This window comes from Streptomyces sp. NPDC059989, from assembly GCF_042736975.1.
Lineage (GTDB): Bacteria > Actinomycetota > Actinomycetes > Streptomycetales > Streptomycetaceae > Streptomyces.
Genome location: NZ_JBHWUO010000043.1, coordinates 38,920 through 65,416 on the forward strand (window position 1 = coordinate 38,920; position 26,497 = coordinate 65,416).

A 26,497-nucleotide genomic window follows, 5' to 3' on the forward strand; every position below is an offset into this window, starting at 1 on the left:
TTGCCCGGCGGTTACACCCCCGCCCCCCGCGTCACGCGAACGTTAAAACCCCCGCTCCCCCTGTCCGTGGGGCTCCGCCCCAGACCCTCCCCCAGACTCCGTCCGGGGGGACCCCCAGCGCCTCGAACGCCGGCGGGGCTGGTTTTGGCCCGCCTGGGTGCGCAAGTGCGGCTACAAGACCGGGGCTCCGCCCCGCACCCCGCTCCTCAAACGCCGGAGGGGCTGGATGTGGCCTGCCTCGGCCTGCAAGTGCGCGTAGCACAACCCTGCGCCATCCAGCCCCGCCGGCGTTTGAGGCGCCGCCGGAGCCAAATCCAGCCTCGCCGGCGCTTGAGGCGCGGGGTCTGGGGCGGAGCCCCAGCAGCGGCGCCGCACCCGGCCTGTCCAGCCCCGCCGGCGATTGAGGCGCGGGGTGCGGGGCGGGGCCCCGGCGGCAACCGCGGTCAGCGGACCGGCAAGTGGTACGAGAGGCGGTAGCGGTCCGCCGGGACCACCACGTCGGCGGTTTCAACGGCGCGGCCAGACGCGAAGTACGTGCGGCCGATCACCAGCACCACATGCCCCGGCACCCCTCCCAGCAGCACCAGTTCCTCCGCCAGGCCCGGTCTCGCGCCGACCTCCTCCACCACGTTGTCCACGACGACGTCGATCGCGGCCATCCGGTCGACCACCCCGGAGCCCCCCAGCGGCCCCTCCTCCGGCAGCATCACCGGGGTCCTGCCGGTCACGGCGAGCGGCTCCCAGGAGGTCGACAGCATCATCGCCTCCCCCGCGTCGCGGAAGACGTACCGGGTCCGCATCACCCGCTCCCCCGGCTCGATCCCCAGCCGCTTCGCGATCTCCGCCGGCGCGCCCCGCTGCTCGCTGCTCGACTCCCACGTGCCGCGCGCGCCCGACTCCGCCTGCTCCTGCCGGAACGGCGTCGACGTGCCGCCCGTGCGGTAGCCGGAGCGGGCGACCCGCCGCGGCACCAGCTGTTCCCGTACGTACGTACCCGACCCGGACCGGCCCTCGACCAGCCCCTCCGCCATGAGGACCTTGCGCGCCTCCAGCGCCACGGTGTCGGAGACCCCGTACTCCTCGCGGATGCGGGCCTGCGAGGGGAGCCGGGCGTGCGGGGGCAGGGAACCGTCGACGATCTTCCGTCGGAGATCCCCGGCCACGCGCAGATAGGCCGGCTGCTCACCGAAAGTCACTGGCCACTCCCATCAGGTTGACAGACAGCTACACCCTGGCAACCGACGGTTGTACACCGCAAGCAAGGGCCAAAGTTTCACCCGAAGTGATGAAGCCAGGTCACTCAAACCCGTTACCGCGCGTTACCCCGTCGACGTCACGCCGACTCGGTGGAGGGGCCTCCGCGTCCGGGCCCGCCGCCCGGTCCGCCCGGCCCGCCGGGCGACTCCTGCAGCCATTCCGGAATCGTCGTCGCCAGCCCGTACGCTCCGCGCAGCGACTTCTCCGTCTGCAGCGACATCGCGCCCACGGCCAGGTCCCACTGCCTGTCGAACTCCGCCGGCGTCCGCGCCTGCGAGGCCTTCACCCACAGCTTGCGCGCCGCCTCGATCTCCTTCAGCGTGGCCTGCGCCGCCGCGTCCATGCCCGGCCGGCCCTTGTGCCCCTCCAGCACCTTCGCCTCGTCGCCCAGCGCGCCGTAGACCCTCCGCGCCCAGTCCTGGTACTCCGGGAGCGCGTCCTCCAGATCCGCGTCCGGCGAGCGGCTCACGAGGAACTCGAGCGCGTTCGCCGCCTTCAGGAACTCCACCTGCGCGGGCGCCAGGCTCGACTCGTCCCGGCGCAGGCTGCCGCGCTGCTCCTCGTCGGTCGTCGCGATCACGCACAGCAGCCGCCGGTCCCCTTGCCGCCAGGTCTCGCGGGAAGGCCCGAAGTAGAACATGTCGGCGGTGTCGGGCAGCGCCCAGGTGTCCATCGCGTAGGCGTCCTGGGCCTTCCAGCAGGCGTCCTCGGTGTTGCGGTCCGCCTCCTCCGAGCCGGGGGCGCCCTCCAGGCCCACCGGTGCGGAGTGGGTGACCTCGCCGTGGTGCGGCTGGGCACAGTCGATCGTGTAGATCAGGGGGCGGTTGTCCATCATGTCCCCGCCCGGGACGTTGAAGCAGTCCCCCTTGCGCAGGTCCTCCATGTCCGTCAGCTCGCCCTCGGCCTCGATCGTTTCGCCGATCCGGTCGAGCCGTTCGCCGAGGGCCGTCGCGACCGCGCCGGCGGTCAGGACCAGTACGCCGGTCATCGCCACGGACACCGCCAGGCCCACGATCGCCAGCGCCTTGCCCCACTGCCGCTTGTTCGCGATCTGTACGAGGGCCACGATCCCGAAGACGATGCCCAGCGGCGGGAGGCACAGCAGGCCGACGAGGAGCGAGGCGAGCGCGAAGCCGTTGAGCGCCGACGGATGTTGCCCGTACCCGTAGCCGGGCGGCGGTGCCCACGTCTGCTGCGGGGAGGGCGGGGGCCAGGAGTGGCCCGGTCCGGTGGGAGGACTCGGCGGGGTGGTCACGGGGCGAGGGACTCCATCACAGGGGGGCGCGAACGAATGCGCGAATAGTACGCAGCGGGGGCGACCGCCCTGTCGGTCGCCCCCGCCTGTTCATCGCGGCTCGGCCCTGCGCTCGGCCGTGCCCTCGGCCGTGCCCTCGGCCGTGTGCTCAGCCCTTGTGCTCGGCCCTGCGCTCAGTCCTTGCCCCGTTGCCCGGTCCGGTTCCCCGGTCCGGACGGTTCGTCAGAACTGGAGCGCCCAGGAGTCGATCTTCCCGGTGTCGATGTTCGCGTTGTCGTTCACCCGGAGCTTCCACACCCCGTTGGCCACCTCGGAGGAGGCGTTGACCGTGACGGTCTTGATGATGTTGTCCGCGCTGCCGCCGGTGCGGTTGTGCAGGTTGTACAGGGTGCCGTCGGGCGCGACCAGGTCGACCTTGAGGTCACCGATGTAGGTGTGCTTGATGTCGACCGAGACGCTCAGCGACGCCGGGGCGTTGCCGGAGACCCCGCTGACGGTGACCGGGGATTCGACGGTCGCGTTGTCGTTGATCGCGTAGTCGGCGGTGTTCTCGAAGCGCTTCCCGGGCGGGGTGGTGCCGCCGGTGCCGACGTAGAGGAGCCGGTTCGGGGAGCCGGTGCCGGGGCTGGTCACCACGTTCGGGGTGGCCGCGTTCACGAGGCCGTCCCGGACCTGGGCCGGGGTGCTCGACGGGTTCTGCGACAGGTACAGCGCGGCCGCGCCCACGACGTGCGGCGTGGCCATCGAGGTACCGGAGATGGTGTTGGTGGCGGTGTCGCCCGTACCCCACGAGGAGGTGATGGAGGAGCCCGGCGCGAAGATGTCCAGGATCGAGCCGTAGTTGGAGTAGCTGGCCTTCGCGTCGGTGTTGGTGGTGGCGCCGACCGTGATGGCCTCGGCGACGCGCGCCGGGGACTTGGTGGAGGCGTCGGTGGACTCGTTGCCCGCGGCGACCCCGTAGGTGATGCCGGAGGCTATGGAGTTGCGTACGGCGGTGTCGAGCGCGGAGTCCGCGCCGCCGCCGAGCGACATGTTGGCCACGGCCGGCTTGACCGCGTTCCGCGTCACCCAGTCGATGCCCGCGACGACCTGGGCGGTCGTACCGGAGCCGTTGTTGTCGAGCACGCGGACGCCGACGATCTTGGCCTTCTTGGCCACGCCGTACGCGCCGCCCGCGACGGTGCCGGCGACGTGCGTGCCGTGGCCGTGGCCGTCCTGGGCGGTGTTGTCGTTGTCGATGGCGTCGTAGCCGTCGGAGGCGCGGCCGCCGAAGTCCTGGTGCGTCTTGCGGACGCCGGTGTCGATGATGTAGGCGGTGACGCCCTCGCCGGCCTGGTCCGGGTAGGTGTAGCTCTGGTTCAGCGGGAGCGCGCGCTGGTCGATGCGGTCCAGGCCCCAGGACGGCGGGTTGGGCTGGGTGGCATCGGCGGCGTCGACGGTGAAGACCCGGTTCTGCACGACCGACTTGACGGCCGGGTCGGCGGCGAGCTTTCTGGCCTGCGCCTCCGAGACCTCGACGGAGTAGCCGTTGAGGGCGGCGCTGTAGGTCCGGTCGATCTTCGCGCCGTACCGCTTGGCGACGGCCTTGCCGCTCTCGGCGGTGGAGCGGGCGGCGGAGTCGTTCAGGGTCACGATGTAGCTGCCGGCGACGGTTCCGGCGGCACCGGCGTTCTCGATGACGCCCTGCGCGCCGTTGTCGGCTGCCGAGGCGGGTAACGCGGCGGCCGCGCCGAGCGCGAGGGCCACGACGGCGGTCGCGCTGATGCCGGCGATCTTCCGGCGGGTGTGACGCATCACGGACATGTGAGGGGTCCTCCTCATAGGTGGTGCGTTGCGGGGGGTTGAGCGGAGCCCGGCGGGCACCCCAGGGCATGAAAAGGCATGCCCATGACAAAGCAGATGGCCCAACAGGCTGTCGCCTCCGAAAGGTTGACCCACGGCCCGCGCCTGCCACAAGAGGACGGCCGACGCGTAACATCCGTGCCATACCCCGGCCATGATTGAGCAAAGGCACTCCGCACATGACGCACGCACTCCCCGGTTATGTCTGCCCAGAGGACGGCACGCGCGCGGACGCCCGCACGGCACCGTGGTGCTGCCCGGTCTGCGCCGGCCCGTGGGACCTCGATTTCACGCCGGATCCGGCCGTGGCGCTGGACCCGTCCGCCGGGCCGAATTCGCTATGGCGGTACGGGGCCGTGCTGCCGCTGCCGGGGGCGTTCTCGGTCTCGCTGGCGGAGGGGCACACTCCGCTGGTGCCGCTGGCAGAGCGGGTTCACGCCAAACTCGACTTCCTGATGCCGACGTTGTCCTTCAAGGACCGGGGCGCGGTGATGCTCGCGGAGCTGGCCCGGCGGCTGGCTCCGGAGCGGGTGGTGGCGGACAGCAGCGGCAACGCGGGGACGTCGGTGGCGGCGTACTGCGCGCGGGCCGGGCTGGATTGTGAAGTTTTCGTGCCCGAGGGCACCTCGGAGAAGAAGACCGAGCAGATGCGGGCGCACGGGGCGGTCGTACGGGTGGTCCCGGGCGGTCGCGAGGCCGCGGCGGAGGCGGCCCGGAAGGCCGCCGACGAGCCGGGGGTGTTCTACGCGAGCCACGTCTTCAACCCGTACTTCCTGCACGGGACGAAGACGTACGTGTACGAGGTGTGGGAGGAGCTCGGCGGCCGGCTGCCGGAGGCCCTGGTCGTCCCGGTGGGCAACGGCACGCTGCTGCTGGGCGCGGCCCTGGCGGTGGAGGAGCTGGCCCGGCGCGGGGTGCGGCCGCCGGCGCTGATCGCGGTGCAGGCGGAGGCGGTGTCGCCGCTGGCCTCCGCCTTCGCGGCGGGCGCGGAGGAGGCGGCGCCGGTGCCCCAGCTCCCGACCCTGGCCGAGGGGATCGCGATCCCGGCGCCGCCGCGGGCGCGGCAGATCCTGGCGGCGGTCCGGAAGTCGGGCGGCACGTTCCTGACGGTGCCGGACGGGCGGCTGCGGGAGGCGCAGCGGGATCTGGCCCGGCGCGGCCTCTTCGTCGAGCCGACGGCCGCGGCGTGCTGGGCGGCGGTCGGCCCTTCCGCCCCCGGCGATCCCCTGCAGGGGCGCACGGCGGTCCTGCCCCTGTGCGGCGCGGGCGCGAAAACGGGCCTGGCCTGACGGCCCGCCGTCCAAGACCTGGGGCTCCGCCCCAGACCCCGCGCCTCAAACGCCGGCGGGGCTATCTATAGCCCCGCCGGCGGAGCCCCGGGCACAGCTCGATCCCGACGTACATGTCGGAAATCCGCGAGCCCTCGCACCCTCGGTCTGCTGAACTGGCCCCATGGCCACCAACCTTGACCTCGCCGCCGCCCTCACCGCCAAGGCCCGCGCCTTCGCGGACCGGCACAGCCCCGCCGCCCCCCTCCCCCTCGCCAACGCCTGGGACGTCGCCAGTGCCCGTGTCGTCGAGGCCGCCGGTGCCCCCGCCGTCGCCACCACCAGCGCCGGCGTCGCCTGGTCGCTCGGCTCGCCCGACGGTGACGTCCTGGCCCGCGACCGGGCCCTGGACCTCGTCGCCCGCGTGGCCGCCGCCGTCTCCGTCCCCGTGACCGCCGACATCGAGGGCGGCTTCGGCGCCGACCCCGCCGGCGTCGGGGAGACCGTCGCGGGGGTGCTGGCCGCCGGCGCCGTCGGCATCAACATCGAGGACGGCGGCCGCACTCCCGCCGAGTTCGCCGAGCGCGTGGCCGCCGCCCGCGCCGCGGCGACCGCCGCCGGGGTGCCGCTGTTCATCAACGCCCGCGTCGACACGTACCTCCGGGGCCTCGGCGACCCCGCCACCCGCCTCGACGAGACCCTCGCCCGCGCCGCCGCCTACCTCCGCGCCGGAGCCACCGGCGTCTTCGTGCCCGGCGTCACCGACCCCGCCACCATCACCGAGCTCGCCAAGGGCATCGACGCCCCGCTCAACATCCTCGTCGGCCCCGGCGCCCCCAGCGTCGCCGAGCTCGGCACCCTCGGCGTCGCCCGCGTCAGCCTCGGCTCCTGGGTCGCCGAAGCCGCGTACGCCGTGGTCCGCCGCGCCACCGAGGAGCTGCTCGCCGCCGGCACCTACGGGTCCCTCGCCGACTCCCTCCCGTACGGGGAGCTGAACAGCCTGCTGAAGGGCTGAGAGCCGAGGGCTGAGATATCCAGAAGCCTGCATAGGCCAACGACCCCTAGGATCCGGCCATGCGCACATCAACCGCCGCGGGGAGCGGGACCAAGCCCGCCGGCGCCCCGCCCCGCCGGATCACCGGGACCGTCTGGACCGCCCTGGCACTCGTCTACGTCGTCTGGGGCTCGACCTACCTCGGCATCCGGATCGTCGTCGAGACCATGCCTCCCTTCCTCTCCGCCGGAGCCCGCTTCATCACCGCCGGCCTGCTCCTGGCCGCCGCCGTCGCCTGGCGGTACGGCCCGGCCGCACTCAAGGTCACCCGTGCGCAGCTCGGCTCGGCGGTCCTGGTCGGCCTGCTGCTGATCCTCGGCGGCAACGGCCTGGTCGTCCTCGCCGAGACCTCGGTGCCGTCCGGGCTCGCCGCGCTGCTGGTCGCCGCGGTGCCGATGTGGGTGGTGGTGCTGCGCGCGACCACCGGCGACCGGCCGCCCCGGCGCACCCTGGGCGGGGTGCTGGTCGGCCTGGCCGGGCTCGCGGTGCTGACCAGCCCGGGGCTCAGCGGTGCCGTGCGGCTGTCGGGGGTGCTGCTGGTGGTGGCGGCCTCGGTGCTGTGGTCGCTGGGCTCCTTCTCGGCGTCGAGGCTGGACCTGCCGGGCAATCCGTTCGCCGGGAGCGCGTACCAGATGCTCGCGGGCGGGGTGGCCGGCGTGGTCGTCGGCCTGCTGCGCGGCGAGCACCGCGGCCTGGACCCGGCGGCCTTCTCCACCGCCTCCTGGCTGGCGCTCGGCTACCTGGTGCTCTTCGGCTCGCTCGTCGGTTTCACGGCGTACGTGTGGCTGCTCCAGGCGGCGCCGCTGTCGCTGGTGTCCACGTACGCGTACGTCAATCCGGTCGTGGCGGTGGCGCTCGGTGCGCTCATCCTCGACGAGGCCCTGACCTGGCCGATCGTGCTCGGCGGGGCGATCGTGGTGGCGGCGGTGGGCGTGATCGTCAGCACGGAGCGCAAGACTTAGGCGCAGAGGGGGGCCAGTGGTCAGCCCCGGGCCGCCCGCTCGTACAGCGCCTTCGCCCGCTCGTCGAACAGCGCGGCCGTGGAGTCCACGTCCGTGTCCCCGCCGCTCAGCACCCCGATCAGCCGCCCGGGCCGGTCGGGCCCGCCCCGGTCGGCGATCCAGGGGCTGCCGCTGGTGCCCGTCCAGAATCCGGCGCAGCTGATGTAGAGCATGTCGGGGTCATCGTCGTCGTGGCGGGTCTGCGTCGTGCAGGAGACGGGCTTGTTCTGCGGATTGTGCTCGGACTCCGGGTAGCCGACGACGGTCACGTCCCGCTCGTACCCGGAGGTCCAGTCCGGTTTCGGGGCCTCGGCCCGCCCGCCCACGGCCTCCTGGACGCTGCGCCCGTCGGAGTCGGGCGCGATGGTGAGGAAGGCGAAGTCGGCGGTGTCGTCGCCCCACCGCGTCCAGCGGTCGTCCACGTGGATCGAGCGGACCTTCCACACCCCGAGGGGCTGGCTGCCGGAGCCCTCCCCGGAGAAGGCGGGGGCGAAGGCGAGCTCGCCGATGGCCAGGCCGTCGTGGGCGACCTCGCCCGGCAGCCCGTCCTCCCCGGCGGGGGCCACGCAGTGCGCGGCGGTGGCGACGACGTTGCCCTCGGGGCTGTCGACGACACTCGCCGTGCACCAGTGCTCCCCGTTGGCCATGAGTACGCCGACGGTGGGGAAGGGGTGCACCGGCCGGTCGCCCGGCGTCTTGAGGAACGCGACGGCGAAGAGCGCCGCGATCCCCGCGACGGCGGCCGCCGACGCCCCCTTCACCACCGGGGTCATCGCACGCCGGGGTCGGGGGTCGGTCCGGACATCACCTTGCTGATCCACTCCAGAGCGCCCTCCCTCATGCCGCGCACGTAGGACTTCCCGTTGTGCTCACCATCCTGGATCACCTGCAGCGTGGTGTGCACGGGACCCTTGCCGTACTCCTTCATGAACTTCTCGGCCTTGTCGCGGCCGCTCTCCGCGGTGCCGATCTGGAAGTTGATGTAGACGTCCGGACCGCCCTCCTCGATCAGCTTCGAGGCGAGCTTCTCGGGGTTGTTCTCGTCCATGGCCTGCGTGTTCCCGTTCCAGAGCGGGGAATCGGGGACGATGTCGACCCCGCTCGCGATGGCGGCCTTGAAGCGGTCGGGGTACTTCAGGAGGTGCTTGAAGGCGCCGAATCCGCCCGCCGACGAGCCCATGAAGGCCCACCCGTCGCGGGAGGTGAAGGTCCGGAAATTGGCCTTCGCGAAATCCGGGATGTCATCGGCCATCCAGGTGCCCATCTTGGGCTGGCCGGGGATGTCCGAGGCGTCGAAGTGGTGCTTGGTGTCGGCGTTGTGCACCGGCATGATCAGGATGAAGGGCAGGCTCGTACCGGCCTTCGCCCCGTCGCTGACGGCCTTCTGGAGGCCGAGGCCGGGGCCCGTTCCCCAGTAGTTCGTGGGGTAGCCGCGGCCGCCGGGCAGGGAGATCAGGACCGGGAAGGCGCTCTTGGCGTACTTCGGTTCGTCGTACTCCTTGGGCACCCACACCCACACGTCGCCCGTGAACCCGGACTTCTTGCCGGTCAGCGTGGTCTTCGCGATCTGCGTGCCGTCCGGCAGCCGGCTGGTGCGGACGAATTCGGCCTGCGGGCCGGTGGGCATCAGCACGCCCGGCCGGACGTCGGAGGCCTTGGAGGCCTTCTCCTGGACCTTCTCGAAGGAGACAGGATCCCCTATGTCCGAGAAGAGCCCGTATTTGTACGCGACTGCGCCGCCGCCCGCCACGAGGGTGAGCGCGAGCCCACCGCCGATCAGCGTCCTGCGCAGGCGCTTGGGGCGACGGCTGCCCTTGGTCATGGGGCTGCCGTCGCCTTGCTGGTCATGCTGCACGGATTTGTCCCGTTCCTTCTCCGGCGCTCGGTACGGAGCGCGGGCCGGACCGATCGGTCCCCCTTACACCCTTTACAGAGGTATGAACGACGGGATGGGTTGCCTGGGACGGGAGTGACGTGGCGAGTGCCACGCGCCGTGCGGGCCGGCGGGGTACGGGCGTACGGGCGTACGGGTGTCAGCCGGCGGTGTCGGGCTTGGGAGCCTTGAGCACCTTGCTGATCCACTCCAGGGAGCCTTCCTTCATGCCCCGGACGTAGTGCCAGCCGTTGTGCTCGCCGTTCTGGATGTCGCGGATGGTCGTCTTGACGGGGCCCTTGCCGTACGTCTGCACGAACTTCGTCATCCGCTCCTTCCCGCTCTCCTTGGTGCCTATCTGGAAGTTGATGTAGACCTCGGGGCCCTTGGCGTCGATCAGCTTCTGGGCGAGCTTCTCGGGGTTGTTCGCGTCCATCTCCGCCTGGTGGCCCTTCCAGAGCGGGGAGTCCGGGACGATCTCGCCGCCGCTGGCTATCACGGCCTTGAACCGGTCGGGGTACTGGAGGACCGTCTTCATGCCGACGAAGGCGCCGGAGGAGGAGCCCATGAAGGCCCAGCCGTCACGGGACTTGTACGTACGGAAGTTGGCCTTGGTGAAGGCCGGGATGTCCTCGGCGATCCAGGTGCCCATCTTGGGCTGGCCGGGTATGTCGGCGCCGTCGTAGTAGTACTTGTTGTCCGGGTTGAGCACCGGCATGACCACGATGAAGGGGAGGCTGGTGCCCGCCTGGACGCCCTCGCTGATGGCCTTCTGGACGCCGAGGCTGCGGTCGGCCCAGTAGTTGCTGGGGAAGCCGTTGCCGCCGGGGAGCGCGATGAGCACCGGGAAGCCGCTCTTGGCGTACTTCGGGTCGTCGTACTCCTTGGGCGCCCACACCCATACGTCGCCCTCGAAGCCGGACTTCGCGCCCGCGAGGCGGGTCTTGGCGATGATCGTGCCGTCGTCGAGCTTGGCGGTCTGCTTGAAGTCGGACTTCGGCCCGGTCGGCATCAGCACGTCCGGATCCCCGGAGGGCTTGGGGGCCTCGCTCGGGGTGGTCTTCTTGTCCGCGACGGGGGGCGGGGTGGCCGCGCCGAAGCTCACCTTCTCGCCGTTGCCGGAGAACCAGTCGAGCTTCCAGGCCGCGAAACCGCCGCCGCCGAGCAGGAGCGCGAAGGCGACGGCCGCGCTGATCCATATCGCGCGGCGGGACCGCTTGGGCTGCGGCGGCTGCGGCGGCTGCCGGTACTGCTGCTGCTCCCGGTACGGCTCCTGGTACTGGGGATCCTGCGGGTACCGCTCCGACTGGTCCTGGTACGACGGCTGATCAGGCCGCGGGCTCTGCGGGTACTGGTGCACGAACTTCGCTCCGAACGGTCACGACTGCCCCCGAGGGCAGAACGACTGGGCATCCCCTAGTCCTGATGTACGAATACCCCGGAGAGTTCCAAATCCCGGCAAAAACATGACAGATATCTCAAGGGAACTGCGGGCTAACGCTGGGCGTCGAGCGCCTCCGCGCAGCGACCCAGCAGCTGGATGAACAACTCCCGCTCCTCCCCGCTGAACGCGGCGGCCAGCGCCCGCTCCACCCGCACCGCCCCGGCGTCCGCCAACTCCAGCGCCGCGCGCCCCTCGACCGTGAGCCGGGTCTCCAGCACGTTGCGGTGCCACTCGTGCGGGGTCCGCTCGATGAAACCGCGTTCCTGGAGGTTCTTCAGCACGGTGTTCATGGTCGGCGGCGTCACCCCGCACAGCCGGGCGAGCGCGGCGGCGGAGATGCCCGGCTTCTCGGCCAGCCAGAGCAGGGCCGCGTACTGCGGAACCGTTACTGCGGCCGGCTTGCACGCGGCGTTCTTCGCCGCGAGGAGCGCCTGCTCGGCGCGCTTCAGATGAGAGCCGATGCGCTCCTCGGGGGCCATGGAGGTCATTCCCGCATCCTACGGCCTCTTGCATGCATTAGAGCTCTAACATACATTCGCCTACACCTACTCAGTAGAGGACACCTGATGAAGCTTCTGGCCACCACCCTGACCACCGCCCTGGCCGGGGCCCTCACCCTGGGTGCGACGCCGGCCCAGGCAACCGATACCCGGGCAGATGCCTGGATATCCACCGCCTTCTCCATACCCGGCGCGAAGGTCTACCCCGAGGGCATAGCCGCGGACCCCCGTACGCGCACGGTCTACGTCGGCTCGTACGCGGACGGCACCGTCTACCGGGCCCGCCCCGGCCGCTCCGAGGCGGAGGTCTTCCTGCCCTCCGGCACCGACGGCCGGCGCACGGCGAACGGCCTGCGCGTCGATGCCCGGGGCCGCCTGTGGGTGACGGACTCCACCGCCGGCGTCTCGGTCTACGACACGCGGACCGGAGCCCGGCTGGCCCGCTTCGAGGTGGCCGGGACCGCCCCGCGCTTCGTCAACGACCTGACCGTCACCCCGGACGGCACCGCGTACCTGACGGACAGCGTCCGCGGGGTGGTCTACCGCGCGACCCCGGCCCAGCTGGCCGCCGGCGGCGGCACCCTGGCCGAGGCCTACGACCTCACCGCGGTCCTGCGCCCGCGGCCCGAGGGCACCTTCACCCTCAACGGGATCGTCTCGGACCGGGCGGGCCGCTACCTGCTCACCGTCGACATGACGGGCGGCGACCTCTACCGCGTCGACCTCCGCACCGGCGCCATCGTCCGCGTGGCCCTCTCCGGCCCCGGCCTGAAGGCCGCTGACCTGAAGGCCGCCGACGGCCTCGACCTCTCCCCCGACGGGACCCTGCGCGTCGCGCACAACACCACCAACACGCTGACCCGCTGGCACCTCGCGGCAGACGGCACCCGCGCCCGCCTGGTCCACTCGGTCACGGACCCGTCCCTGCAGATCCCCACGACCCTCGCCCACACCCCGGGCCGCACGCTGGTGGTCCGCTCGCAGTTCGACAAGGGCGGCCCCATGGGACCGGGCGGCGGCGCCCCCACCACCTTCACCGTCGCCGCGGTCCGCGGCCTCTGATCCTCAGAAACGGGAGTACAGCAGCCGGTTCGGAGAGCCGGCGCCGGGGACGAGGACCGCGCCCGCCGTCGCGTTGGCCACCACCGCGTCCCTGACCTGGACCGGGGTCGCGGCCGGGTGGGCCGACAGGTACAGCGCGGCGGCGCCGGCCACGTGCGGGGCGGCCATCGAGGTGCCGGAGAGGGTGTTCGTCGCGGCGTTGCCCGTGTACCAGTCCGAGGTGATGCCGACGCCCGGGGCGAAGAGGTCGAGGCACGAACCGTAGTTGGAGAAGGCGGCGCGGGCGTCCCAGCGGAGGGTCGCGCCGACGGTGATGGCCGACGGGGTGCGGCCGGGCGAATAGCTGCAGGCGTTCGCGGAGGAGTTGCCCGCCGCGATCGCGTAGGTGACCCCGGAGGAGATGGACCGGGCGACCGCGCCGTCCAGGGCCGAGCTGGCCCCGCCGCCGAGGCTCATGTTGGCGACGGCGGGCCTGGCCGCGTTCGCCGACACCCAGTCCACGCCGGCGATCACCCCGGCGGTCGTGCCGGAGCCGCTGCAGTTCAGCACCCGCACGGACACGAGGGAGGCGCGCTTCGCGACGCCGTAGGTGGTCCCGCCCACCGTCCCGGCGACGTGCGTACCGTGCCCGTTGCAGTCCTGGCCGCTGCCCCCGAAGGCGTCGAAGCCGGCGCGCGCCCGGCCGCCGAAGTCGGTGTGGGTGGTGCGGATGCCGGTGTCGATGACGTACGCGGTCACGTTCGCGGCCGTCGAGTCGTAGGTGTACGTCTGCGACAGCGGCAGGGCCCGCTGGTCGATCCGGTCGAGGCCCCACGGCGCGTCCGCCTGCGTGTCCGAGGCCCGCACCTCCGCGTCCTGCTCCACGTACGCGACGCGCGGGTCGGCGGCCAGCTCGGCGGCCTGGTCCTGCGACGCCCGGATCGAGAAGCCGCGCAGGGCGCTCCGGTAGACGTGCCCGACCTCCCCGCCCGCGCCGGTGGCCATGGCCTGCGCCGGGGCCGTGTCCTCCCCGTCCTTGAGGACGACGATCCAGCTGTCCGGGACGGCGGTCGCGGCGGGAGCGAGCCGCAGATCACCGGGCGGCGGGGTGGCGCCCTGCGCGGCGGTGGTCGCGGCGAGCTGGAGGCCGGCCACGAGGAGGGCGGCGGACAGCACTGCGCCGAGGCGGTTTCTCATCGGGTGCACCTGATCTTTCGTCGGCCCGTCGGGGCACGTACGGCTTACAGGTGCCGATGCTGAGCGATCCCACCCCACCACCCCGCCGCCCCACGACCCGCCTCGGCCGACTGGGGGCACAAGTCACCACGTCCGAGGGCGGAGCGGCTGCCGAGGTCATCGGCTCTCCGACACGAGCTGCGGGCCGCTACCGTAAAGCCATGACCGCACTGCCCGACTGGATGCGCCCGCCGCGCGCGGAAGGCTGGTTCGCGGAGGACTTGGACCGCCTCCCCGAGGCACCCCGCCACACCGAGCTGATCGACGGAGCCCTCGTCTTCATGATGTCGCCCCAGAGGTGGTGGCATGGCCACCTCGTCACCATGCTCACGGTCGCCCTCATGGAGCAGGCTCCCGCCGACACCAGAGTCGGCCGCGAGATGACCGTCAAGCTCGACCCGCGCAACCGGCCCGAACCGGACCTACTGGTGACGACGGCCGACTTCGACGGTGACCGCACCTGGTTCGCTCCCGAAGACGTCCAGCTCGTCATCGAGGTCGTCTCTCCCGAGTCCGCCCATCGCGATCGCACAGTAAAGCTCCGCAAGTACGCGGAGGCCGGCATCCCGCACTACTGGTGCGTCGAGGACGAGGACGGGGCACCCGTCGTCCACGTCTACGAACTCGACGAACCCACCGGCGCCTACGCGCCCGCCGGCATCTTCCGCGGCACCCTCCAGCGCCCGGTGCCCTTCGAGATCAGCCTGGACCTCGACAAGCTCACACCGCCCCGAAGCGGCTGACGGCCGGCACGGGAACGCGGAAGGGGTCGGACTCGGCTCGGCAGAGTCCGACCCTTCCCGCAAAGCGCGACTACACGTCGAAGCGGAATGTCTGCTGAGGCAGAGAAATCCATGGCACACCGGTGGGACCTGCACCGAGACTGCGCAGGTGAGCGACTCCTCCCCCTGTCCCTGCTGCGGGCACCGCGTGCTCGACGACATGCCCGGCTCGTACGAGATCTGCCCGGTCTGCTCCTGGGAGGACGACGGGGTCCAGTTCCGCCGGCCGACCATGGACGGCGGCGCGAACAAGATCTCCCTGATCGAGGCCCAGCAGCACTACCAGGCCTTCGGCGCCTGCGACCAGCGCCGCCTACCGTTCGTCCGCCCGCCGGCCGCGGACGAGCCGCTCGACCCCGCCTGGCGCCCCCCAGGAGGTGAGCGACCCACGCTGTGGCCCAGCCCTCATCGGGCTGCTGGAGAGCGACAACCCGACCGTCCGCGAATGGGCCGCCGTGGCCCTGGCGAGCCTGGAGATCGACGGCGCGGTCGAGCCCCTGCGCCGCGCCTACCGCACCTGCCTGGAACGGGCCACCCCGCCGGACTGGACCGAGCCCGACGGCATCCGCTGGGCCCTGACGGAACTCGGCGCCCGCACCCCCGTAGTCCCCTCGCTGACCGCCCACCTACGCACCGATACCCCGGCGGACAGCCCCGGCTGGCCCTCCGCCCACTTCACGGCGATCATCAACGACCTGACCGACCACGCCCAGCTGACCCTCTACTCCCAGTTCTGGCGGGTGGACGCCGGCCGTACGTACTGCGTCTCCGGCACGGGCCTCGACTGGCAGCTGGACTGGAGTGCGCCCTGGGACCACCTGGTCGAAGAGTCCCGCGCCTGGTCCCTCCTGGAAGCCACCGGAGCGCCGATCGGCGAGGACATCCTCGTCGCCCCCGCCTGGATCGACCGCACCGACCTGTACCCGGAGAGGTGACCGATGCGGTCCCGGCACCGTCCCCGCACGGGCGGTCAGTAGTGGTACCGAGCCGCAAGGATGATGATCTCCTTCTCCGTCACCAGGTAGACGAGACGGTGCTCGTCGTCGATCCGCCGCGACCACACGCCGGGCAGGTGGTACTTCAAAGGTTCGGGCTTGCCGATTCCTGAGAACGGGTCACGTCTGACGTCCTCGATGAGCTTGTTGATCCGGGCGAGCATCTTGCGGTCGTTCTTGAGCCAGGACGTGTAGTCCTCCCAGCCCTGGTCCTCGAAGACAAGCCTCACGCGGCACCCGCACCCGCGTCCGCCGAGTCCGGATCGATCAGCTCGCGCTCCGACACGTTGATGTTTGCCAGGGCGTTCTCGTACGCCTTGAGCAGCCGGCGGGCGTTCGCCGGAGAGCGCAGCAGGTAAGAGCCCTCGCGCAGGGCCGCGTAGTCCTCGGCCGAGACGAGCACGGCGTTGCCGTGCTTCGAGACGATCTCGATGGCCTCGTGGTTCTCGTTGACCTTCTTGATCAGCGGAAAGAGTTCCTTGCGGGCTTCGCTCGCGGTTATGGACATGACCTGACCTCTTCCCTCAAGTGGTACCTAATAACGTACCACTCTCGTCGCCTCCCGGCCGGGTCGAACGACTGATGATTGGTCAGATATCCCAGCACCGTCCCAGCACGGGCAACAACGACGGCCCGCCTCTTCACCTGAATGCCCCTGCCACGTTGACCCCCATCCGCCTCGGCCATCGCATGGAGTGGGGAACACGAGCCCGCGCGGGGCCACCGGAAGGCAGGAAGAGGCGCTATGTACGTTCGCAGCATCTATGCAACGGGTGATCCGGCCGAGCTCGACGGGGTCGCCGAGGCTCTCCGGACCGACGGGCGGGCGCTGCTGTCGACGCAGCCGGGCTTTCGCGGGATGGGTCTGTTCGCCGACCGCGAGCTCGGCAAGCTCCTGGTGGGATCGTGGTGGGAGGACGAGGCCTCCCGGCAGGCCAGCTACGAGAACCTGAGCAAGCGGCGGGCCGAGATGATGGCGCCCTTCGCGAAGACCGTGACGGTGGACAACTGGGAAGCGGCGGTCGCCCGTCGCGCAGAGGAACTCGGGCCCGGCGCGGGGTTCCGGCTGGTCCGCATGGACGTCGAGCCGGCCGACATCGACCTGCTGGTGGACACGTTCCGCGACACCTCACTGCCCAAGATCCAGAAGATCCCCGGACTGGCCGGCATCTCCCTGCTCATCGACCGCGATCGAGGCAGAGCCGCTGTCGGCGCGCTCTATACCGACCGCGACGCCCTCGTGGCATCCCGCGGCGCCGTCGCGGCGGTCCGCGGAGAGACCGCGACGAAGGCCCACATGACCACCCGCAGCCTGGAGGAATTCGAGGTGGTCCTCGCCACGGCGGTCCCCCACGCCTGACCCTGCGCCCCTCGCGCGCCGGGCCACTCGGACTGACATCCGATTCCAAGTCAGCACGAGGAGGTCAGCACGGAAATACAGAAGGGGTCGCACTCATCAGAGTCCGACCCCTTCCGAAGGCTACGACTACACGTTGAATAACCGACCGCGTTGAGCGAGCTCCACCTCCGTACGGGTTTCCGCACCAGCGCCTGGAACTGCGGAAGTCGTGCCCACCTGAGCCGGAGGCCGGCACGCTCCAAGAACCCCGTAGCGATCCATTACGGTCCATGCGCAGGCGGCAAACACCGACAGCACGGCGGAGAGGCAGGCGGACTCTAGTCCGAGGCTCTGGAACCCGAGCGCGACACCGGAACAGACCGAAAACGCCAGGAGCAGCACGCCGGCCGCTCGCCAGGATTTGAAGGTCCTCCCTCCCTCCAGGACATCAACCACCGCGTCATCGTCACCGACCAAGCTCAGCGGCTCTTGGCGAGCCAGGGCATTCATCAGGCCGACGACCCTGCTCGCCAGGGCCGCCAGCTGACGCCGGTCTGCCAGCACGGAATCAATCGCCTCAGCGAACGCGCGATCAAGAATCGTCGCCTGGGCGACATCCCTCGCACGCCCCTGAGCACATCGCGGCAGCCCGAACCGCGCGTAACACACCAGTGCCCTTCGCAGCCTCCTCACACACCGCACGAGGTCAACTGTGCTCGTGGTTCGCGGCTGCCGATGGTGAGTGCCGCAGGCGAGCAGTACATCGACCGCGGCGCGATATAGGTTCGCCTCCGCAGAGCCACGGCGCATCGCGATGTCGGACAACCGGATATGCAGCACCACGAGCCACTGAAGCGACCAGCTGGGCAGGAACACCCACAGAAGAGCCTGTAGGTGCGACTCGGCTGCGGCTGCAAGCATGAGCCCCAATGCCAACGCCGTCAGCGCCATAAGCGCCAGCACCCATGACGACCACCATGCGCCGCGCTCCGCCAATCGCCACCTCATCAGCACCGCGCGCAGCCAACGGTCGGGCGGCTGGACGCCGAGGCACAGAAGAGACGCCTGCGACTTCTGTACCAGTTCCTCGACGTGCCGCCGGGCCCGTCGATGTGGCGCGTGGAACCGCCGCAGCCACGCCCCCGGACGATGCACAGGGAATGCAAGCAGCGGGACGTCGGCTAGCAGCCTCCCGCCGATACAGACCGCGGCCACACTGAAGATTGACGCGTATAGCGGCGCCAAGACGATCACGCCTGTGACCTCACGAACAGTAAGAAGGGGATGAACTGCTCCCGGATCTCTGTCCCCGAAATTAGCCACCCAATCGGCAGCTCATCCCAACGAGTGCACGCAACCCAGATTGTGTACACATGGCACACTCGGTACCCTTGAGGCATGACTCAGCCGCTGCCCATAGAGTCCATCCGCGACGTACGCGCTCACTTGGCCGAAGTCGTCGAACGGGCCGACCGCGACGACATGCCCACTGTCATCACCCGTCGCGGCAAGCAGGTCGCCGCCGTGGTCTCGATCGAGGTGCTGCGCAAGTACCAGGAGTGGGAAGAGCGCGAGATCAACCGCATCATCGACGAGCGCATGGCGAGTTCGGCCGCGGGCGTCCCGATCGAGGACGTGATGAGGGAGACGCTGGCACGCAGTGAGTGACTATCGCACGGTGTTCCGCCCCGAGGCCCAGGCCGAGCTGCGCAAGATCCCGCGTGACATGGCGCTTCGCATCCTGGCCAAACTGACAGAGCTGGAGAGCGACCCCTTCGGCTTCAACACCACCGCACTCGTATCCCAGCCTGAGCGCCGCCGCCTACGGGTCGGCGACTACCGTGTCGTCTACACGATCGACAACGGGGAGCTGGTGGTGTGGGTCGTACACGTCGGACACCGCTCCACGGTCTACGACACGTAGCTGCTCCCGGTTCTGCGGACTGTTGCGGACAGCAGAACGGCCTGACCTGCGTTCTCGCAGGTCAGGCCGTCTGTGGGTATGCAATTACACGTTGAAGCGGAACTCGACCACGTCGCCGTCCTGCATGACGTACTCCTTGCCCTCCATGCGGGCCTTGCCCTTCGCGCGGGCCTCGTTGACCGAGCCGCACTCGACCAGGTCCGCGAAGGAGATGACCTCGGCCTTGATGAAGCCGCGCTGGAAGTCGGTGTGGATCACGCCGGCGGCCTCGGGGGCGGTGGCGCCCTGCGGGATCGTCCAGGCGCGGGTTTCCTTCGGGCCGGCCGTCAGGTAGGTCTGGAGGCCCAGCGTGGCGAAGCCGACGCGGCCCAGGGTGGCCAGGCCGGGCTCGTCCTGGCCGACCGACTGGAGGAGTTCGAGGGCTTCCTCGTCGTCCAGCTCCGCCAGGTCCGCCTCCAGCTTGGCGTTCAGGAAGATCGCCTCGGCCGGGGCGACGAGCGCCGACTGCTCCGCCTTGAAGGCGTCGTCCGTCAGCTCGTCCTCGTCCACGTTGAAGACGTAGAGGAACGGCTTGGTGGTGAGCAGGTGCAGCTCGTGGAGGAGGTCGCCCTGCTCCGTGCCCTTGGTGATGCCCTTCGAGAAGAGGGTGTCGCCCGCTTCGAGGATCTTCTTGGCCTCGACGACCGCGGCCAGGACCGCGACCTTCTCCTTCTGGAGGCGGGACTCCTTCGTCAGGCGCGGCTCCGCCTTCTCGATGGACTGGAGGTCGGCGAGGATCAGCTCGGTGTTGATCGTCTCGATGTCGTCCTTCGGCGAGACCTTGCCGTCGACGTGGACGACGTTCTCGTCCTTGAAGGCGCGGATGACCTGGCAGATCGCGTCGGACTCGCGGATGTTCGCGAGGAACTTGTTGCCCAGGCCCTCGCCCTCCGAGGCGCCGCGCACGATGCCCGCGATGTCGACGAAGTCGACCGTGGCGGGGAGGATGCGCTGCGAGCCGAAGATCCCGGCCAGGACGGCGAGGCGGGTGTCCGGGACGCCGACGACGCCGATGTTCGGCTCGATGGTGGCGAACGGGTAGTTGGCCGCCAGCACGTCGTTCTTGGTCAGGGCGTTGAACAGGGTCGACTTGCCGACATTCGGCAGGCCGACGATTCCGATCGTGAGCGACACGTTGGCGACTTCCCGTAGCTGGAGGGGGCGGCGGCCCGGGAGTGGGCCATCGGACAGTTTACTTTCCGATGAGTGGCGGTGGATGTACGCGTGTCCGCGCCCGGATCCGGCGGCCTCCCCGCCTAGTTTGGTGGGGTGGAGCAATACAGGACGCGACCCGCACCTCACCCGCAGCGACCCCCGGCCCAGCGGCGGGGCGCGCCGAGCGCCGCCGTACCCGCCCAGGGCGGCGGCGGCCGGCCGCGGCCCGCGCTCGCGCGGCGGCTGCCCCGGCCCCGGCTGACCGGGCTCGGCGGCGGGCTGTTCGCCTGCGCCGCGATGGTGCTGGCGGGCGGGATCTCCTGGCTGCTCTTCGGGTCCTCGCTCCTCGTCTACGGGCTGCTCTTCCTGCCCGTCGCGGCCGCCACCGCCCTCTGGGTGCGGCCCGCCGACCTGATCACCGCGCCGATCGCCGCCCCCATCGCCTTCGCCGCCGGAGCGTGGCCCATCTCGGGCGGCTCCGGCGGCTTCGGCGGGCAGCTGATGGGGCTGGTGTCCGTCCTGTCCCTGCACGCCGGCTGGCTGTACGCGGGGACGCTGGTCGCCGCCCTCATCGCCGTCGTGCGGAAGGCCGTGCTGATCGGCCGGCGGCGCCTGCCCCGCCGGGCCCTCTAGGTCCGCCGCGCCCTCTAGGGCCGGCTGGGCAGGCGGGATCCAGCCCGATCCCGCCTAGCCTTTCGCCGCCATCGCCGCTCCCACGATGCCCGCGTTGTTCTGGAGCTTCGCCGGGACGATCTCGGCCCGGATGCCCTCGATGAGGGGCAGGAACTTCTCCGGCTTGCGGCTGACGCCGCCGCCGAGGATGAAGAGGTCCGGGGAGAACAGCATCTCCACGTGTTCCAGGTACCTCTGGAGCCGGTGCGCCCATCGCTCCCAGGTGAGGCCCCCGTCCTCCTTGGCCTTCACCGACGCCCGCGTCTCCGCGTCGTGGCCCTTCAGCTCCAGGTGCCCGAGCTCCGTGTTCGGGACGAGGCGCCCGTCCGTGAACAGGGCGCTCCCGATGCCCGTGCCCAGGGTGAGCAGGATGACCGTGCCGCCCCGCCCGCGCCCGGCCCCGTACGTCATCTCCGCGACGCCCGCTGCGTCCGCGTCGTTGAGGACCGTGACCGGCAGGCCGCCGAGCTCGCGCGAGAGCAGCGCCGCCGCGTCGACCCCGACCCAGGCCTTGTCGACGTTGGCCGCCGAACGGGTGATGCCGTTCGTGACCACCCCCGGAAAGGTGACCCCGACCGGGCCCGACCAGGAGAACGCGCCGACCACCTCCGCGACGCAGCCGGCCACCCCCTCGGGGGTGGCCGGCTGCGGTGTCAGTACTTTGTGGCGCTCCTGCGTCAGGTCGCCGCGGTCCAGGTCCACGGGAGCGCCCTTGATCCCGGAACCGCCGATGTCCACACCCATGATCTGCATGGACATACCGTACGAAAGGACTTACTTGTCGGCGACCAGTTCCGCCGCTTCCGCACGCAGGTCGCGGCGCAGTTCCTTCGGGAGGGAGAAGACGATCGACTCCTCCGCCGTCTTCACGATCTCGACGTCCGCGTAACCGCGCGCCGCCAGCCACTCCAGGACCTCCTCGACCAGGACCTCCGGCACCGAGGCGCCCGAGGTGAGGCCGACCGTGGTCACGCCCTCCAGCCAGGCCTCGTCGATCTCGCTCGCGAAGTCCACCAGGTACGCGGCGCGCGCGCCGGCGTCGAGGGCGACCTCGACGAGCCGGATGGAGTTCGAGGAGTTCTTCGACCCGACGACGATGACCAGGTCGGAGTCGGCGCCCATCACCTTGACCGCGGCCTGCCGGTTCGAGGTGGCGTAGCAGATGTCGTCGCTCGGCGGCGAGACGAGCAGCGGGAACTTGGTCTTCAGCGCGTCGACCGTCTCCATCGTCTCGTCGACCGAGAGGGTGGTCTGCGACAGCCAGACGACCTTCGACTCGTCGCGCACCTCGACGTTGGCCACGTCGTCCGGGCCGTCCACGATCGTGATGTGGTCCGGGGCCTCGCCGGAGGTGCCGATGACCTCCTCGTGGCCCTCGTGGCCGATGAGGAGGATGTCGAAGTCCTCGTTCGCGTAGCGGATGGCTTCCTTGTGCACCTTGGTGACCAGCGGGCACGTCGCGTCGATCGTCGCGAGCTTGCCGCGCGCCGCCTCCTCGTGCACCACGGGCGCCACGCCGTGCGCGGAGAACATCACGATGGAGCCCGGCGGGACCTCTTCCGTCCGCTCGACGAAGATGGCGCCCTTCTTCTCCAGCGTCTGGACGACGTACTTGTTGTGCACGATCTCGTGCCGGACGTACACCGGCGCGCCGTACTGCTCGAGAGCCTTCTCGACAGCGATCACGGCTCGGTCGACGCCCGCGCAGTAGCCGCGAGGGGCGGCGAGCAGGACACGGCGGGAAGCGGCAGCAGTCATGCCCTCCATCGTACGGGGGTGCCCAGCAGGCCGTTCGTCCCCCGTACGCCACACACTTGATCGCAAGCGTGTCCACAGCATCCCTCGGAGGGTCGATGGCGTCCGGTGCGGAATCCAGTACGGCGGCACCGGTACCGGAGCGGGCCCGCGAAGGCCGGCTGCGGCGGAGCCTCGGGTTCCGGGACCTGGTCGTCTACGGGCTGCTCTTCATCGCCCCCATGGCCCCGGTCGGGGTCTTCGGCACCCTGGACGCCACATCGCACGGGGCCGTGGCCCTGGTCTACCTCGCGGCGACCGTGGCGATGGCCTTCACGGCCTTCTCGTACGCGCAGATGGTGCGGGTGGCCCCGCAGGCCGGCTCGGTCTTCACGTACGCCCGCAAGGGCCTGGGCGAGGGCCCCGGCCTGATCGCCGGGTGGATGGCGATGCTCGACTACCTGCTGATCCCGGCGGTCGCGTACCTGTTCTCCGGGATCGCGATGAACGCGCTGGTGCCGGAGGTGTCCCGCTGGGTGTGGACGGCCCTGGCCGTCGTGATCACCACCCTGCTCAACCTGTGGGGCGTGCGGGCGGCCGCGCGCGTGGGCTTCGCCGTGCTGGCCATGGAGATCCTGGTGCTCCTGGTCTTCCTGGTCGCCGCCGTGACCGTCCTGGTCCGGGACGGGGCCCAGCGCGGCTGGCTCTCCCCGCTGACCGGCGACGGCTCGCTGGGCTTCAGCGTGGGCGCCGTGCTCGGCGCGGTGTCGGTCGCGGTCCTGTCGTACCTGGGCTTCGACGCCATCGCCTCCTTCGCGGAGGAGGTCACGGGGGGCTCGGAGCGGGTGGCGCGGGCGGTGTTGTTCTGCCTGGCGCTGGCCGGGGTGCTGTTCATCGCCCAGACCTACCTCGTCGCGCTGCTCAGCCCGGTCACGGCGGCCGAGCTGGCGGCGGATCCGGCGCAGCAGGGCCCCGCCTTCTACAACGCGGTGGAGTCCTCCGTCGGCTTCTGGCTGCACGACCTGGTGGCGATCAGCAAGGCGATCGGGGCGGCCTTCGCGGCGCTGGCCGGGCAGGCGGCGGCCGGGCGGCTGGTGTTCGCGATGGCCAGGGAACGGCGGCTGCCGCGCGTGCTGGCGCGGACCTCGGACGGCACCCCACGGCCCGCGCTGCTGGTGGCGGCGGTCATCACGCTGGTCGCGGCGGTGTGGGCGGCCCGGCGCGACGACGGGCTGGACCACCTGGTCTCGGTCGTCGACGTCGGGGCGCTGGTGGCGTTCACCCTGCTGCACGCCTCGGTGGTGGGCTGGTTCGTGGTGCAGCGGAGGGAGGGCGCCCCGAACTGGTGGAAGCACCTGGCCCTCCCGGTGCTGGGCGCGGCGGTGACCGTCGCGGTGATCGTCGAGGCCTCCTGGACGGCGCAGCTGGTGGGCGCGGTGTGGCTGGCGGTGGGCCTGGGGGTGCTCCTCGCCCAGCGCGGCCGCCGGGGCCCCGGAGACGGCCCGGACGGCAGCCCGGACGGCAGCCGGGACGGCAGCCCGGACGGCAGCCGGGACGAAGGCCCGTACGACCGCCCGGGCGGGAGCCCGTACGACGACCCCGACGGCCGCGAGGGCAGCCCGGGCGGAGGCCCGGACGGCAGCCCGGGCGGAGGCCCTGACGGCAGCCCCGACACCGGCCCCCGCGGGAGCGCACGGCGGCGTCCGGATCCCGACACCGGCAGCGGAGCCTGAGACGCTGTCAGCGCAGCCCGTTAGCCTGCGTACATGGGACTCAATACGTCGGCCGAGGCGCCGCTGCCGGTAGGCCAGGTGTCCCGGCTCATCGGGGGCTGGATCGACCGGCTCGGCCAGGTGTGGGTGGAGGGGCAGATCACGCAGCTCTCGCGGCGGCCGGGGGCGGGGGTGGTCTTCCTGACGCTGCGCGACCCCTCGCACGACATCTCGCTCAGCGTGACCTGCTACCGCCAGGTCTTCGACGAGGTCGCGGACGCGGTGACGGAGGGCGCGCGGGTCGTCGTCCTGGCCAAGCCGGAGTGGTACGCCCCGCGCGGGCAGCTGTCCCTGCGGGCCACGGAGATACGGCCGGTCGGCATCGGCGAGCTGCTCGCCCGGCTGGAGAAGCTCAAGCGGTCCCTGGCCTCCGAGGGTCTGTTCGCGCTGGAGCGCAAGAAGCCGCTGCCCTTCCTGCCGCAGCTGATCGGGCTGGTCGTCGGGCGGGCCTCGGCGGCCGAGCGCGACGTCCTGGAGAACGCCCGGCGCCGCTGGCCGGCGGTCCGCTTCGAGGTCCGCAACGTCGCCGTGCAGGGGGTGCACGCGGTGCCCCAGGTGATCCAGGCGGTCAAGGAGCTCGACGCCCTGGACGAGGTCGACGTGATCATCGTGGCGCGCGGCGGCGGCAGCGTGGAGGACCTGCTGCCCTTCTCCGACGAGGAGGTCGTACGGACGGTCGCGGCGGCCCGTACCCCGGTGGTCTCCGCGATCGGCCACGAGCCGGACTCCCCGCTGCTGGACCTCGTCGCGGACCTGCGGGCCTCCACGCCCACGGACGCGGCGAAGAAGGTGGTCCCGGACGTCGGCGAGGAGCTGGATCGCGTACGCCAGCTGCAGGGCCGGGGGCTGCGGGCGGTGCGCGGGCTGCTCGACCGGGAGGAGCGGGGCCTCGCGCACGCCCTCGCCCGGCCGGTCTTCGTCCACCCGCAGCGGATGGTGGAGACCCGGGAGGACGAGCTGGAGGCCCTCCTCGCCCGCAGCCGGCGGACCCTGGGGCACCTGCTGGACCGGGCCGATTCGGAGCTCGCGCACACCCTCGCCCGGGTGGTGGCGCTGTCGCCCGCGGCCACCCTGGAGCGCGGGTACGCCGTACTCCAGCGGGCCGACGGGCACGTGGTGCGCTCGCCGGAGGAGGTCTCGGCGGGCGAGGTGCTGCGCGCCCGGGTCTCGGAGGGCACCTTCTCGGTGTCGGTCACGGCGGACGAATAACGACATACGGCCGCAATCAATTCTTCGCACTACACACAGAGGATGGAACCGGGAATGGCAGAGGCCGAAACCGCGCTGGGGTACGAGCAGGCCCGCGACGAACTCATCGAGGTCGTCCGCAAGCTGGAGGCCGGCGGGACCTCGCTGGAGGACTCGCTCGCGCTCTGGGAGCGCGGCGAGGAGCTGGCGAAGGTCTGCCGGCACTGGCTGGAGGGGGCCCGGGCCCGGCTGGACTCGGCCCTCGCGGCGCGCGAAGCGGCCGGCGGCGAGGAGTGACACTGATCACGACTACGGGCAGTTAGTTGAAAGTTCACACACTTTCGCCGTAGAGTCGGGGACATCGCTCGACGCTTCACCTCCGTATGGAAGAAGGCTTTCCGATGTCTCTCGTTCTTGACTCCGCCGCGCAGGACCTGCTGTTCCGCGAGGCCCGTACGGCCAACTCGTTCACCGACGAGCCGGTCACCGAGGAGCAGGTCCAGGCGATCTACGACCTGGTGAAGTACGGCCCCACCGCTTTCAACGGGACCCCGCTGCGCATCACGCTGGTCCGCTCCCCCGAGGCCCGCGAGCGCCTCGTGAAGCACCTGGCCGAGGGCAACCAGGCCAAGACCGCCGCCGCGCCGCTGGTCGCGATCCTCTCCGCGGACAACGAGTTCCACGAGGAGCTCCCGGCGCTGCTGCCGCACTTCCCGCAGGCCAAGGACGCGTTCTTCGCCGAGCGCCCGGTCCGCGAGCAGTCCGCGCTGGTCAACGCCGCGCTGCAGGCCGCGTACTTCATCGTGGGCGTCCGCGCCGCCGGTCTGGCCGCGGGCCCGATGACCGGTGCGGACTTCGCCGGCATCCAGAAGGAGTTCCTGGACGCCGACCACACCCCGATCATGGTCGTCAACATCGGCAAGCCGGGCGAGGACGCCTGGTTCCCGCGCTCGCCGCGCCTGGAGATCGACCAGGTCATCACCACCGTCTGAGCCACGCACCACGCGGAGAGGCCGCGCACCCCTTGGGGGTGCGCGGCCACACCCCCGTGACGGACAAACCCGACCAACCCGCTCTAAATTGCCGAAAAGAAAAACACCGCCCCCCCCCAAGTGCCGAGCGGCTA

The 26,497-nt window shown here is 71.1% G+C and carries 28 protein-coding genes and 1 pseudogene; 15 read left to right on the forward strand and 14 right to left on the reverse strand.

Features of this window, described 5'->3' with window-relative positions; all coding sequences use genetic code 11:
• Window positions 1-443: 443 nt before the first annotated feature.
• The 3 genes from ACFWBN_RS29895 to ACFWBN_RS29905 form a co-directional block, all read right to left on the reverse strand.
• A complete protein-coding gene (locus ACFWBN_RS29895) occupies window positions 444-1,196 on the reverse strand; it encodes a GntR family transcriptional regulator (protein ID WP_385181533.1) in 753 nt (250 codons plus the stop codon).
• A gap of 137 nt (window positions 1,197-1,333) precedes the next feature.
• Window positions 1,334-2,512 (reverse strand): septum formation family protein, encoded by a 1,179-nt coding sequence (locus tag ACFWBN_RS29900; protein WP_385181536.1) that lies wholly within the window; start codon window positions 2,510-2,512, stop codon window positions 1,334-1,336.
• Between the two features lie 222 nt (window positions 2,513-2,734).
• Window positions 2,735-4,315, reverse strand: a complete 1,581-nt coding sequence (locus ACFWBN_RS29905; RefSeq protein ID WP_385181539.1) for a S8 family peptidase — start codon at window positions 4,313-4,315, stop codon at window positions 2,735-2,737.
• 218 nt (window positions 4,316-4,533) lie between these two features.
• On the opposite strand from ACFWBN_RS29905, the gene ACFWBN_RS29910 reads away from it, so the two are divergent.
• The 3 genes from ACFWBN_RS29910 to ACFWBN_RS29920 all read left to right on the forward strand — a co-directional run bounded on the left by ACFWBN_RS29910 (window position 4,534) and on the right by ACFWBN_RS29920 (window position 7,638).
• Entirely contained in the window at window positions 4,534-5,643 is a 1,110-nt protein-coding gene (locus ACFWBN_RS29910) for a pyridoxal-phosphate dependent enzyme (protein WP_385181542.1), read from the forward strand.
• A 163-nt stretch (window positions 5,644-5,806) separates the two neighbouring features.
• Window positions 5,807-6,637 carry an isocitrate lyase/phosphoenolpyruvate mutase family protein gene (locus tag ACFWBN_RS29915; protein WP_385181545.1) on the forward strand — a complete coding sequence of 277 codons (831 nt, stop codon included), beginning with the start codon at window positions 5,807-5,809 and terminating at the stop codon, window positions 6,635-6,637.
• A 59-nt stretch (window positions 6,638-6,696) separates the two neighbouring features.
• Window positions 6,697-7,638, forward strand: a complete 942-nt coding sequence (locus ACFWBN_RS29920) for an EamA family transporter (protein ID WP_385181548.1) — start codon at window positions 6,697-6,699, stop codon at window positions 7,636-7,638.
• A 20-nt stretch (window positions 7,639-7,658) separates the two neighbouring features.
• On the opposite strand, the gene ACFWBN_RS29925 is transcribed toward ACFWBN_RS29920, so the two are convergent.
• The 4 genes from ACFWBN_RS29925 to ACFWBN_RS29940 form a co-directional block, all read right to left on the reverse strand.
• On the reverse strand, window positions 7,659-8,450 hold the full coding sequence (locus ACFWBN_RS29925; RefSeq protein ID WP_385181551.1) for a trypsin-like serine peptidase: 792 nt from the start codon (window positions 8,448-8,450) through the stop codon (window positions 7,659-7,661).
• A complete protein-coding gene (locus ACFWBN_RS29930) occupies window positions 8,447-9,532 on the reverse strand; it encodes an alpha/beta hydrolase (protein ID WP_385181554.1) in 1,086 nt (361 codons plus the stop codon). Before ACFWBN_RS29930 ends, ACFWBN_RS29925 begins: the two co-directional genes overlap by 4 nt.
• 178 nt (window positions 9,533-9,710) lie before the next feature.
• Complete coding sequence (locus ACFWBN_RS29935; protein ID WP_385181557.1) at window positions 9,711-10,910, reverse strand: alpha/beta hydrolase-fold protein; 1,200 nt, start codon at window positions 10,908-10,910, stop codon at window positions 9,711-9,713.
• 134 nt (window positions 10,911-11,044) lie between these two features.
• Window positions 11,045-11,482, reverse strand: coding sequence for a MarR family winged helix-turn-helix transcriptional regulator (locus ACFWBN_RS29940; RefSeq protein ID WP_385181560.1), 438 nt, complete (start codon window positions 11,480-11,482; stop codon window positions 11,045-11,047).
• Between the two features lie 78 nt (window positions 11,483-11,560).
• Here ACFWBN_RS29940 and ACFWBN_RS29945 point away from each other — a divergent pair, with 78 nt between their 5' ends.
• Window positions 11,561-12,556, forward strand: a complete 996-nt coding sequence (locus ACFWBN_RS29945; RefSeq protein WP_385181563.1) for an SMP-30/gluconolactonase/LRE family protein — start codon at window positions 11,561-11,563, stop codon at window positions 12,554-12,556.
• A 3-nt stretch (window positions 12,557-12,559) separates the two neighbouring features.
• Here ACFWBN_RS29945 and ACFWBN_RS29950 read toward each other — a convergent pair whose 3' ends face one another.
• On the reverse strand, window positions 12,560-13,732 hold the full coding sequence (locus tag ACFWBN_RS29950) for a S8 family peptidase (RefSeq protein ID WP_385181566.1): 1,173 nt from the start codon (window positions 13,730-13,732) through the stop codon (window positions 12,560-12,562).
• Window positions 13,733-13,932: 200 nt separating this feature from the next.
• Here ACFWBN_RS29950 and ACFWBN_RS29955 point away from each other — a divergent pair, with 200 nt between their 5' ends.
• From ACFWBN_RS29955 to ACFWBN_RS29965, 3 genes and pseudogenes are all read left to right on the forward strand, one after another.
• The gene (locus ACFWBN_RS29955; protein ID WP_385181569.1) at window positions 13,933-14,514 is read left to right on the forward strand and encodes a Uma2 family endonuclease; all 582 of its coding nucleotides are present in this window, start codon (window positions 13,933-13,935) and stop codon (window positions 14,512-14,514) included.
• A 199-nt stretch (window positions 14,515-14,713) separates the two neighbouring features.
• Window positions 14,714-14,839, forward strand: a pseudogene (locus tag ACFWBN_RS29960) (CPCC family cysteine-rich protein); the annotation flags it as partial.
• 91 nt (window positions 14,840-14,930) lie between these two features.
• Window positions 14,931-15,488: a HEAT repeat domain-containing protein gene (locus ACFWBN_RS29965; protein ID WP_385181572.1), complete on the forward strand. Its 558-nt coding sequence runs from the start codon at window positions 14,931-14,933 to the stop codon at window positions 15,486-15,488.
• Between the two features lie 35 nt (window positions 15,489-15,523).
• On the opposite strand, the gene ACFWBN_RS29970 is transcribed toward ACFWBN_RS29965, so the two are convergent.
• Entirely contained in the window at window positions 15,524-15,778 is a 255-nt protein-coding gene (locus tag ACFWBN_RS29970; RefSeq protein WP_385181575.1) for a Txe/YoeB family addiction module toxin, read from the reverse strand.
• Window positions 15,775-16,056 (reverse strand): type II toxin-antitoxin system Phd/YefM family antitoxin, encoded by a 282-nt coding sequence (locus ACFWBN_RS29975; RefSeq protein WP_385181578.1) that lies wholly within the window; start codon window positions 16,054-16,056, stop codon window positions 15,775-15,777. Before ACFWBN_RS29975 ends, ACFWBN_RS29970 begins: the two co-directional genes overlap by 4 nt.
• 237 nt (window positions 16,057-16,293) lie before the next feature.
• Between ACFWBN_RS29975 and ACFWBN_RS29980 the strand changes: the two genes are divergently transcribed.
• The gene (locus tag ACFWBN_RS29980) at window positions 16,294-16,908 is read left to right on the forward strand and encodes an antibiotic biosynthesis monooxygenase (RefSeq protein ID WP_385181580.1); all 615 of its coding nucleotides are present in this window, start codon (window positions 16,294-16,296) and stop codon (window positions 16,906-16,908) included.
• A 126-nt stretch (window positions 16,909-17,034) separates the two neighbouring features.
• Here ACFWBN_RS29980 and ACFWBN_RS29985 read toward each other — a convergent pair whose 3' ends face one another.
• Window positions 17,035-18,141 carry a hypothetical protein gene (locus tag ACFWBN_RS29985; protein ID WP_385181583.1) on the reverse strand — a complete coding sequence of 369 codons (1,107 nt, stop codon included), beginning with the start codon at window positions 18,139-18,141 and terminating at the stop codon, window positions 17,035-17,037.
• A 144-nt stretch (window positions 18,142-18,285) separates the two neighbouring features.
• On the opposite strand from ACFWBN_RS29985, the gene ACFWBN_RS29990 reads away from it, so the two are divergent.
• Window positions 18,286-18,555: a type II toxin-antitoxin system Phd/YefM family antitoxin gene (locus ACFWBN_RS29990; RefSeq protein ID WP_385181585.1), complete on the forward strand. Its 270-nt coding sequence runs from the start codon at window positions 18,286-18,288 to the stop codon at window positions 18,553-18,555.
• A complete protein-coding gene (locus ACFWBN_RS29995; protein WP_030207783.1) occupies window positions 18,548-18,811 on the forward strand; it encodes a type II toxin-antitoxin system RelE/ParE family toxin in 264 nt (87 codons plus the stop codon). Before ACFWBN_RS29990 ends, ACFWBN_RS29995 begins: the two co-directional genes overlap by 8 nt.
• Before the next feature lie 84 nt (window positions 18,812-18,895).
• On the opposite strand, the gene ychF is transcribed toward ACFWBN_RS29995, so the two are convergent.
• The gene (ychF, locus tag ACFWBN_RS30000; protein ID WP_385181590.1) at window positions 18,896-19,984 is read right to left on the reverse strand and encodes a redox-regulated ATPase YchF; all 1,089 of its coding nucleotides are present in this window, start codon (window positions 19,982-19,984) and stop codon (window positions 18,896-18,898) included.
• A gap of 135 nt (window positions 19,985-20,119) precedes the next feature.
• Between ychF and ACFWBN_RS30005 the strand changes: the two genes are divergently transcribed.
• Window positions 20,120-20,638: a DUF6542 domain-containing protein gene (locus ACFWBN_RS30005; protein ID WP_385181593.1), complete on the forward strand. Its 519-nt coding sequence runs from the start codon at window positions 20,120-20,122 to the stop codon at window positions 20,636-20,638.
• A 54-nt stretch (window positions 20,639-20,692) separates the two neighbouring features.
• On the opposite strand, the gene ppgK is transcribed toward ACFWBN_RS30005, so the two are convergent.
• Both ppgK and ACFWBN_RS30015 read right to left on the reverse strand, forming a co-directional pair.
• Window positions 20,693-21,430, reverse strand: a complete 738-nt coding sequence (gene ppgK / locus ACFWBN_RS30010; protein ID WP_385181596.1) for a polyphosphate--glucose phosphotransferase — start codon at window positions 21,428-21,430, stop codon at window positions 20,693-20,695.
• Between the two features lie 21 nt (window positions 21,431-21,451).
• On the reverse strand, window positions 21,452-22,444 hold the full coding sequence (locus ACFWBN_RS30015) for a 4-hydroxy-3-methylbut-2-enyl diphosphate reductase (RefSeq protein ID WP_385181600.1): 993 nt from the start codon (window positions 22,442-22,444) through the stop codon (window positions 21,452-21,454).
• 86 nt (window positions 22,445-22,530) lie between these two features.
• Here ACFWBN_RS30015 and ACFWBN_RS30020 point away from each other — a divergent pair, with 86 nt between their 5' ends.
• The 4 genes from ACFWBN_RS30020 (at window position 22,531) to ACFWBN_RS30035 (ending at window position 26,363) form a co-directional block, all read left to right on the forward strand.
• Window positions 22,531-24,144, forward strand: a complete 1,614-nt coding sequence (locus ACFWBN_RS30020) for an APC family permease (protein WP_385181618.1) — start codon at window positions 22,531-22,533, stop codon at window positions 24,142-24,144.
• 33 nt (window positions 24,145-24,177) lie between these two features.
• Window positions 24,178-25,392 (forward strand): exodeoxyribonuclease VII large subunit, encoded by a 1,215-nt coding sequence (gene xseA, locus ACFWBN_RS30025; RefSeq protein ID WP_385181603.1) that lies wholly within the window; start codon window positions 24,178-24,180, stop codon window positions 25,390-25,392.
• Window positions 25,393-25,446: 54 nt separating this feature from the next.
• Entirely contained in the window at window positions 25,447-25,668 is a 222-nt protein-coding gene (locus ACFWBN_RS30030) for an exodeoxyribonuclease VII small subunit (RefSeq protein WP_385181606.1), read from the forward strand.
• Window positions 25,669-25,772: 104 nt separating this feature from the next.
• Window positions 25,773-26,363: a malonic semialdehyde reductase gene (locus ACFWBN_RS30035; RefSeq protein WP_385181609.1), complete on the forward strand. Its 591-nt coding sequence runs from the start codon at window positions 25,773-25,775 to the stop codon at window positions 26,361-26,363.
• The last annotated feature ends 134 nt before the right edge of the window (window positions 26,364-26,497 follow it).

Bases quoted from the DNA above. Each gene is read 5' to 3' on its own strand.
- ACFWBN_RS29950 (WP_385181566.1), bottom strand. From the start codon at position 13,732: ATGAGAAACCGCCTCGGCGCAGTGCTGTCCGCCGCCCTCCTCGTGGCC.
- ACFWBN_RS29920 (WP_385181548.1), top strand. From the start codon at position 6,697: ATGCGCACATCAACCGCCGCGGGGAGCGGGACCAAGCCCGCCGGCGCC.
- ACFWBN_RS29910 (WP_385181542.1), top strand. From the start codon at position 4,534: ATGACGCACGCACTCCCCGGTTATGTCTGCCCAGAGGACGGCACGCGC.
- ACFWBN_RS29940 (WP_385181560.1), bottom strand. From the start codon at position 11,482: ATGACCTCCATGGCCCCCGAGGAGCGCATCGGCTCTCATCTGAAGCGC.
- ACFWBN_RS29980 (WP_385181580.1), top strand. From the start codon at position 16,294: ATGTACGTTCGCAGCATCTATGCAACGGGTGATCCGGCCGAGCTCGAC.
- ACFWBN_RS29975 (WP_385181578.1), bottom strand. From the start codon at position 16,056: ATGTCCATAACCGCGAGCGAAGCCCGCAAGGAACTCTTTCCGCTGATC.
- ACFWBN_RS29925 (WP_385181551.1), bottom strand. From the start codon at position 8,450: ATGACCCCGGTGGTGAAGGGGGCGTCGGCGGCCGCCGTCGCGGGGATC.
- ACFWBN_RS29945 (WP_385181563.1), top strand. From the start codon at position 11,561: ATGAAGCTTCTGGCCACCACCCTGACCACCGCCCTGGCCGGGGCCCTC.
- xseA (WP_385181603.1), top strand. From the start codon at position 24,178: ATGGGACTCAATACGTCGGCCGAGGCGCCGCTGCCGGTAGGCCAGGTG.
- ACFWBN_RS29990 (WP_385181585.1), top strand. From the start codon at position 18,286: ATGACTCAGCCGCTGCCCATAGAGTCCATCCGCGACGTACGCGCTCAC.
- ppgK (WP_385181596.1), bottom strand. From the start codon at position 21,430: ATGCAGATCATGGGTGTGGACATCGGCGGTTCCGGGATCAAGGGCGCT.
- ACFWBN_RS30020 (WP_385181618.1), top strand. From the start codon at position 22,531: ATGGCGTCCGGTGCGGAATCCAGTACGGCGGCACCGGTACCGGAGCGG.
- ACFWBN_RS29955 (WP_385181569.1), top strand. From the start codon at position 13,933: ATGACCGCACTGCCCGACTGGATGCGCCCGCCGCGCGCGGAAGGCTGG.
- ACFWBN_RS29905 (WP_385181539.1), bottom strand. From the start codon at position 4,315: ATGTCCGTGATGCGTCACACCCGCCGGAAGATCGCCGGCATCAGCGCG.
- ACFWBN_RS30030 (WP_385181606.1), top strand. From the start codon at position 25,447: ATGGCAGAGGCCGAAACCGCGCTGGGGTACGAGCAGGCCCGCGACGAA.
- ACFWBN_RS29915 (WP_385181545.1), top strand. From the start codon at position 5,807: ATGGCCACCAACCTTGACCTCGCCGCCGCCCTCACCGCCAAGGCCCGC.
- ACFWBN_RS30015 (WP_385181600.1), bottom strand. From the start codon at position 22,444: ATGGAGGGCATGACTGCTGCCGCTTCCCGCCGTGTCCTGCTCGCCGCC.
- ACFWBN_RS30035 (WP_385181609.1), top strand. From the start codon at position 25,773: ATGTCTCTCGTTCTTGACTCCGCCGCGCAGGACCTGCTGTTCCGCGAG.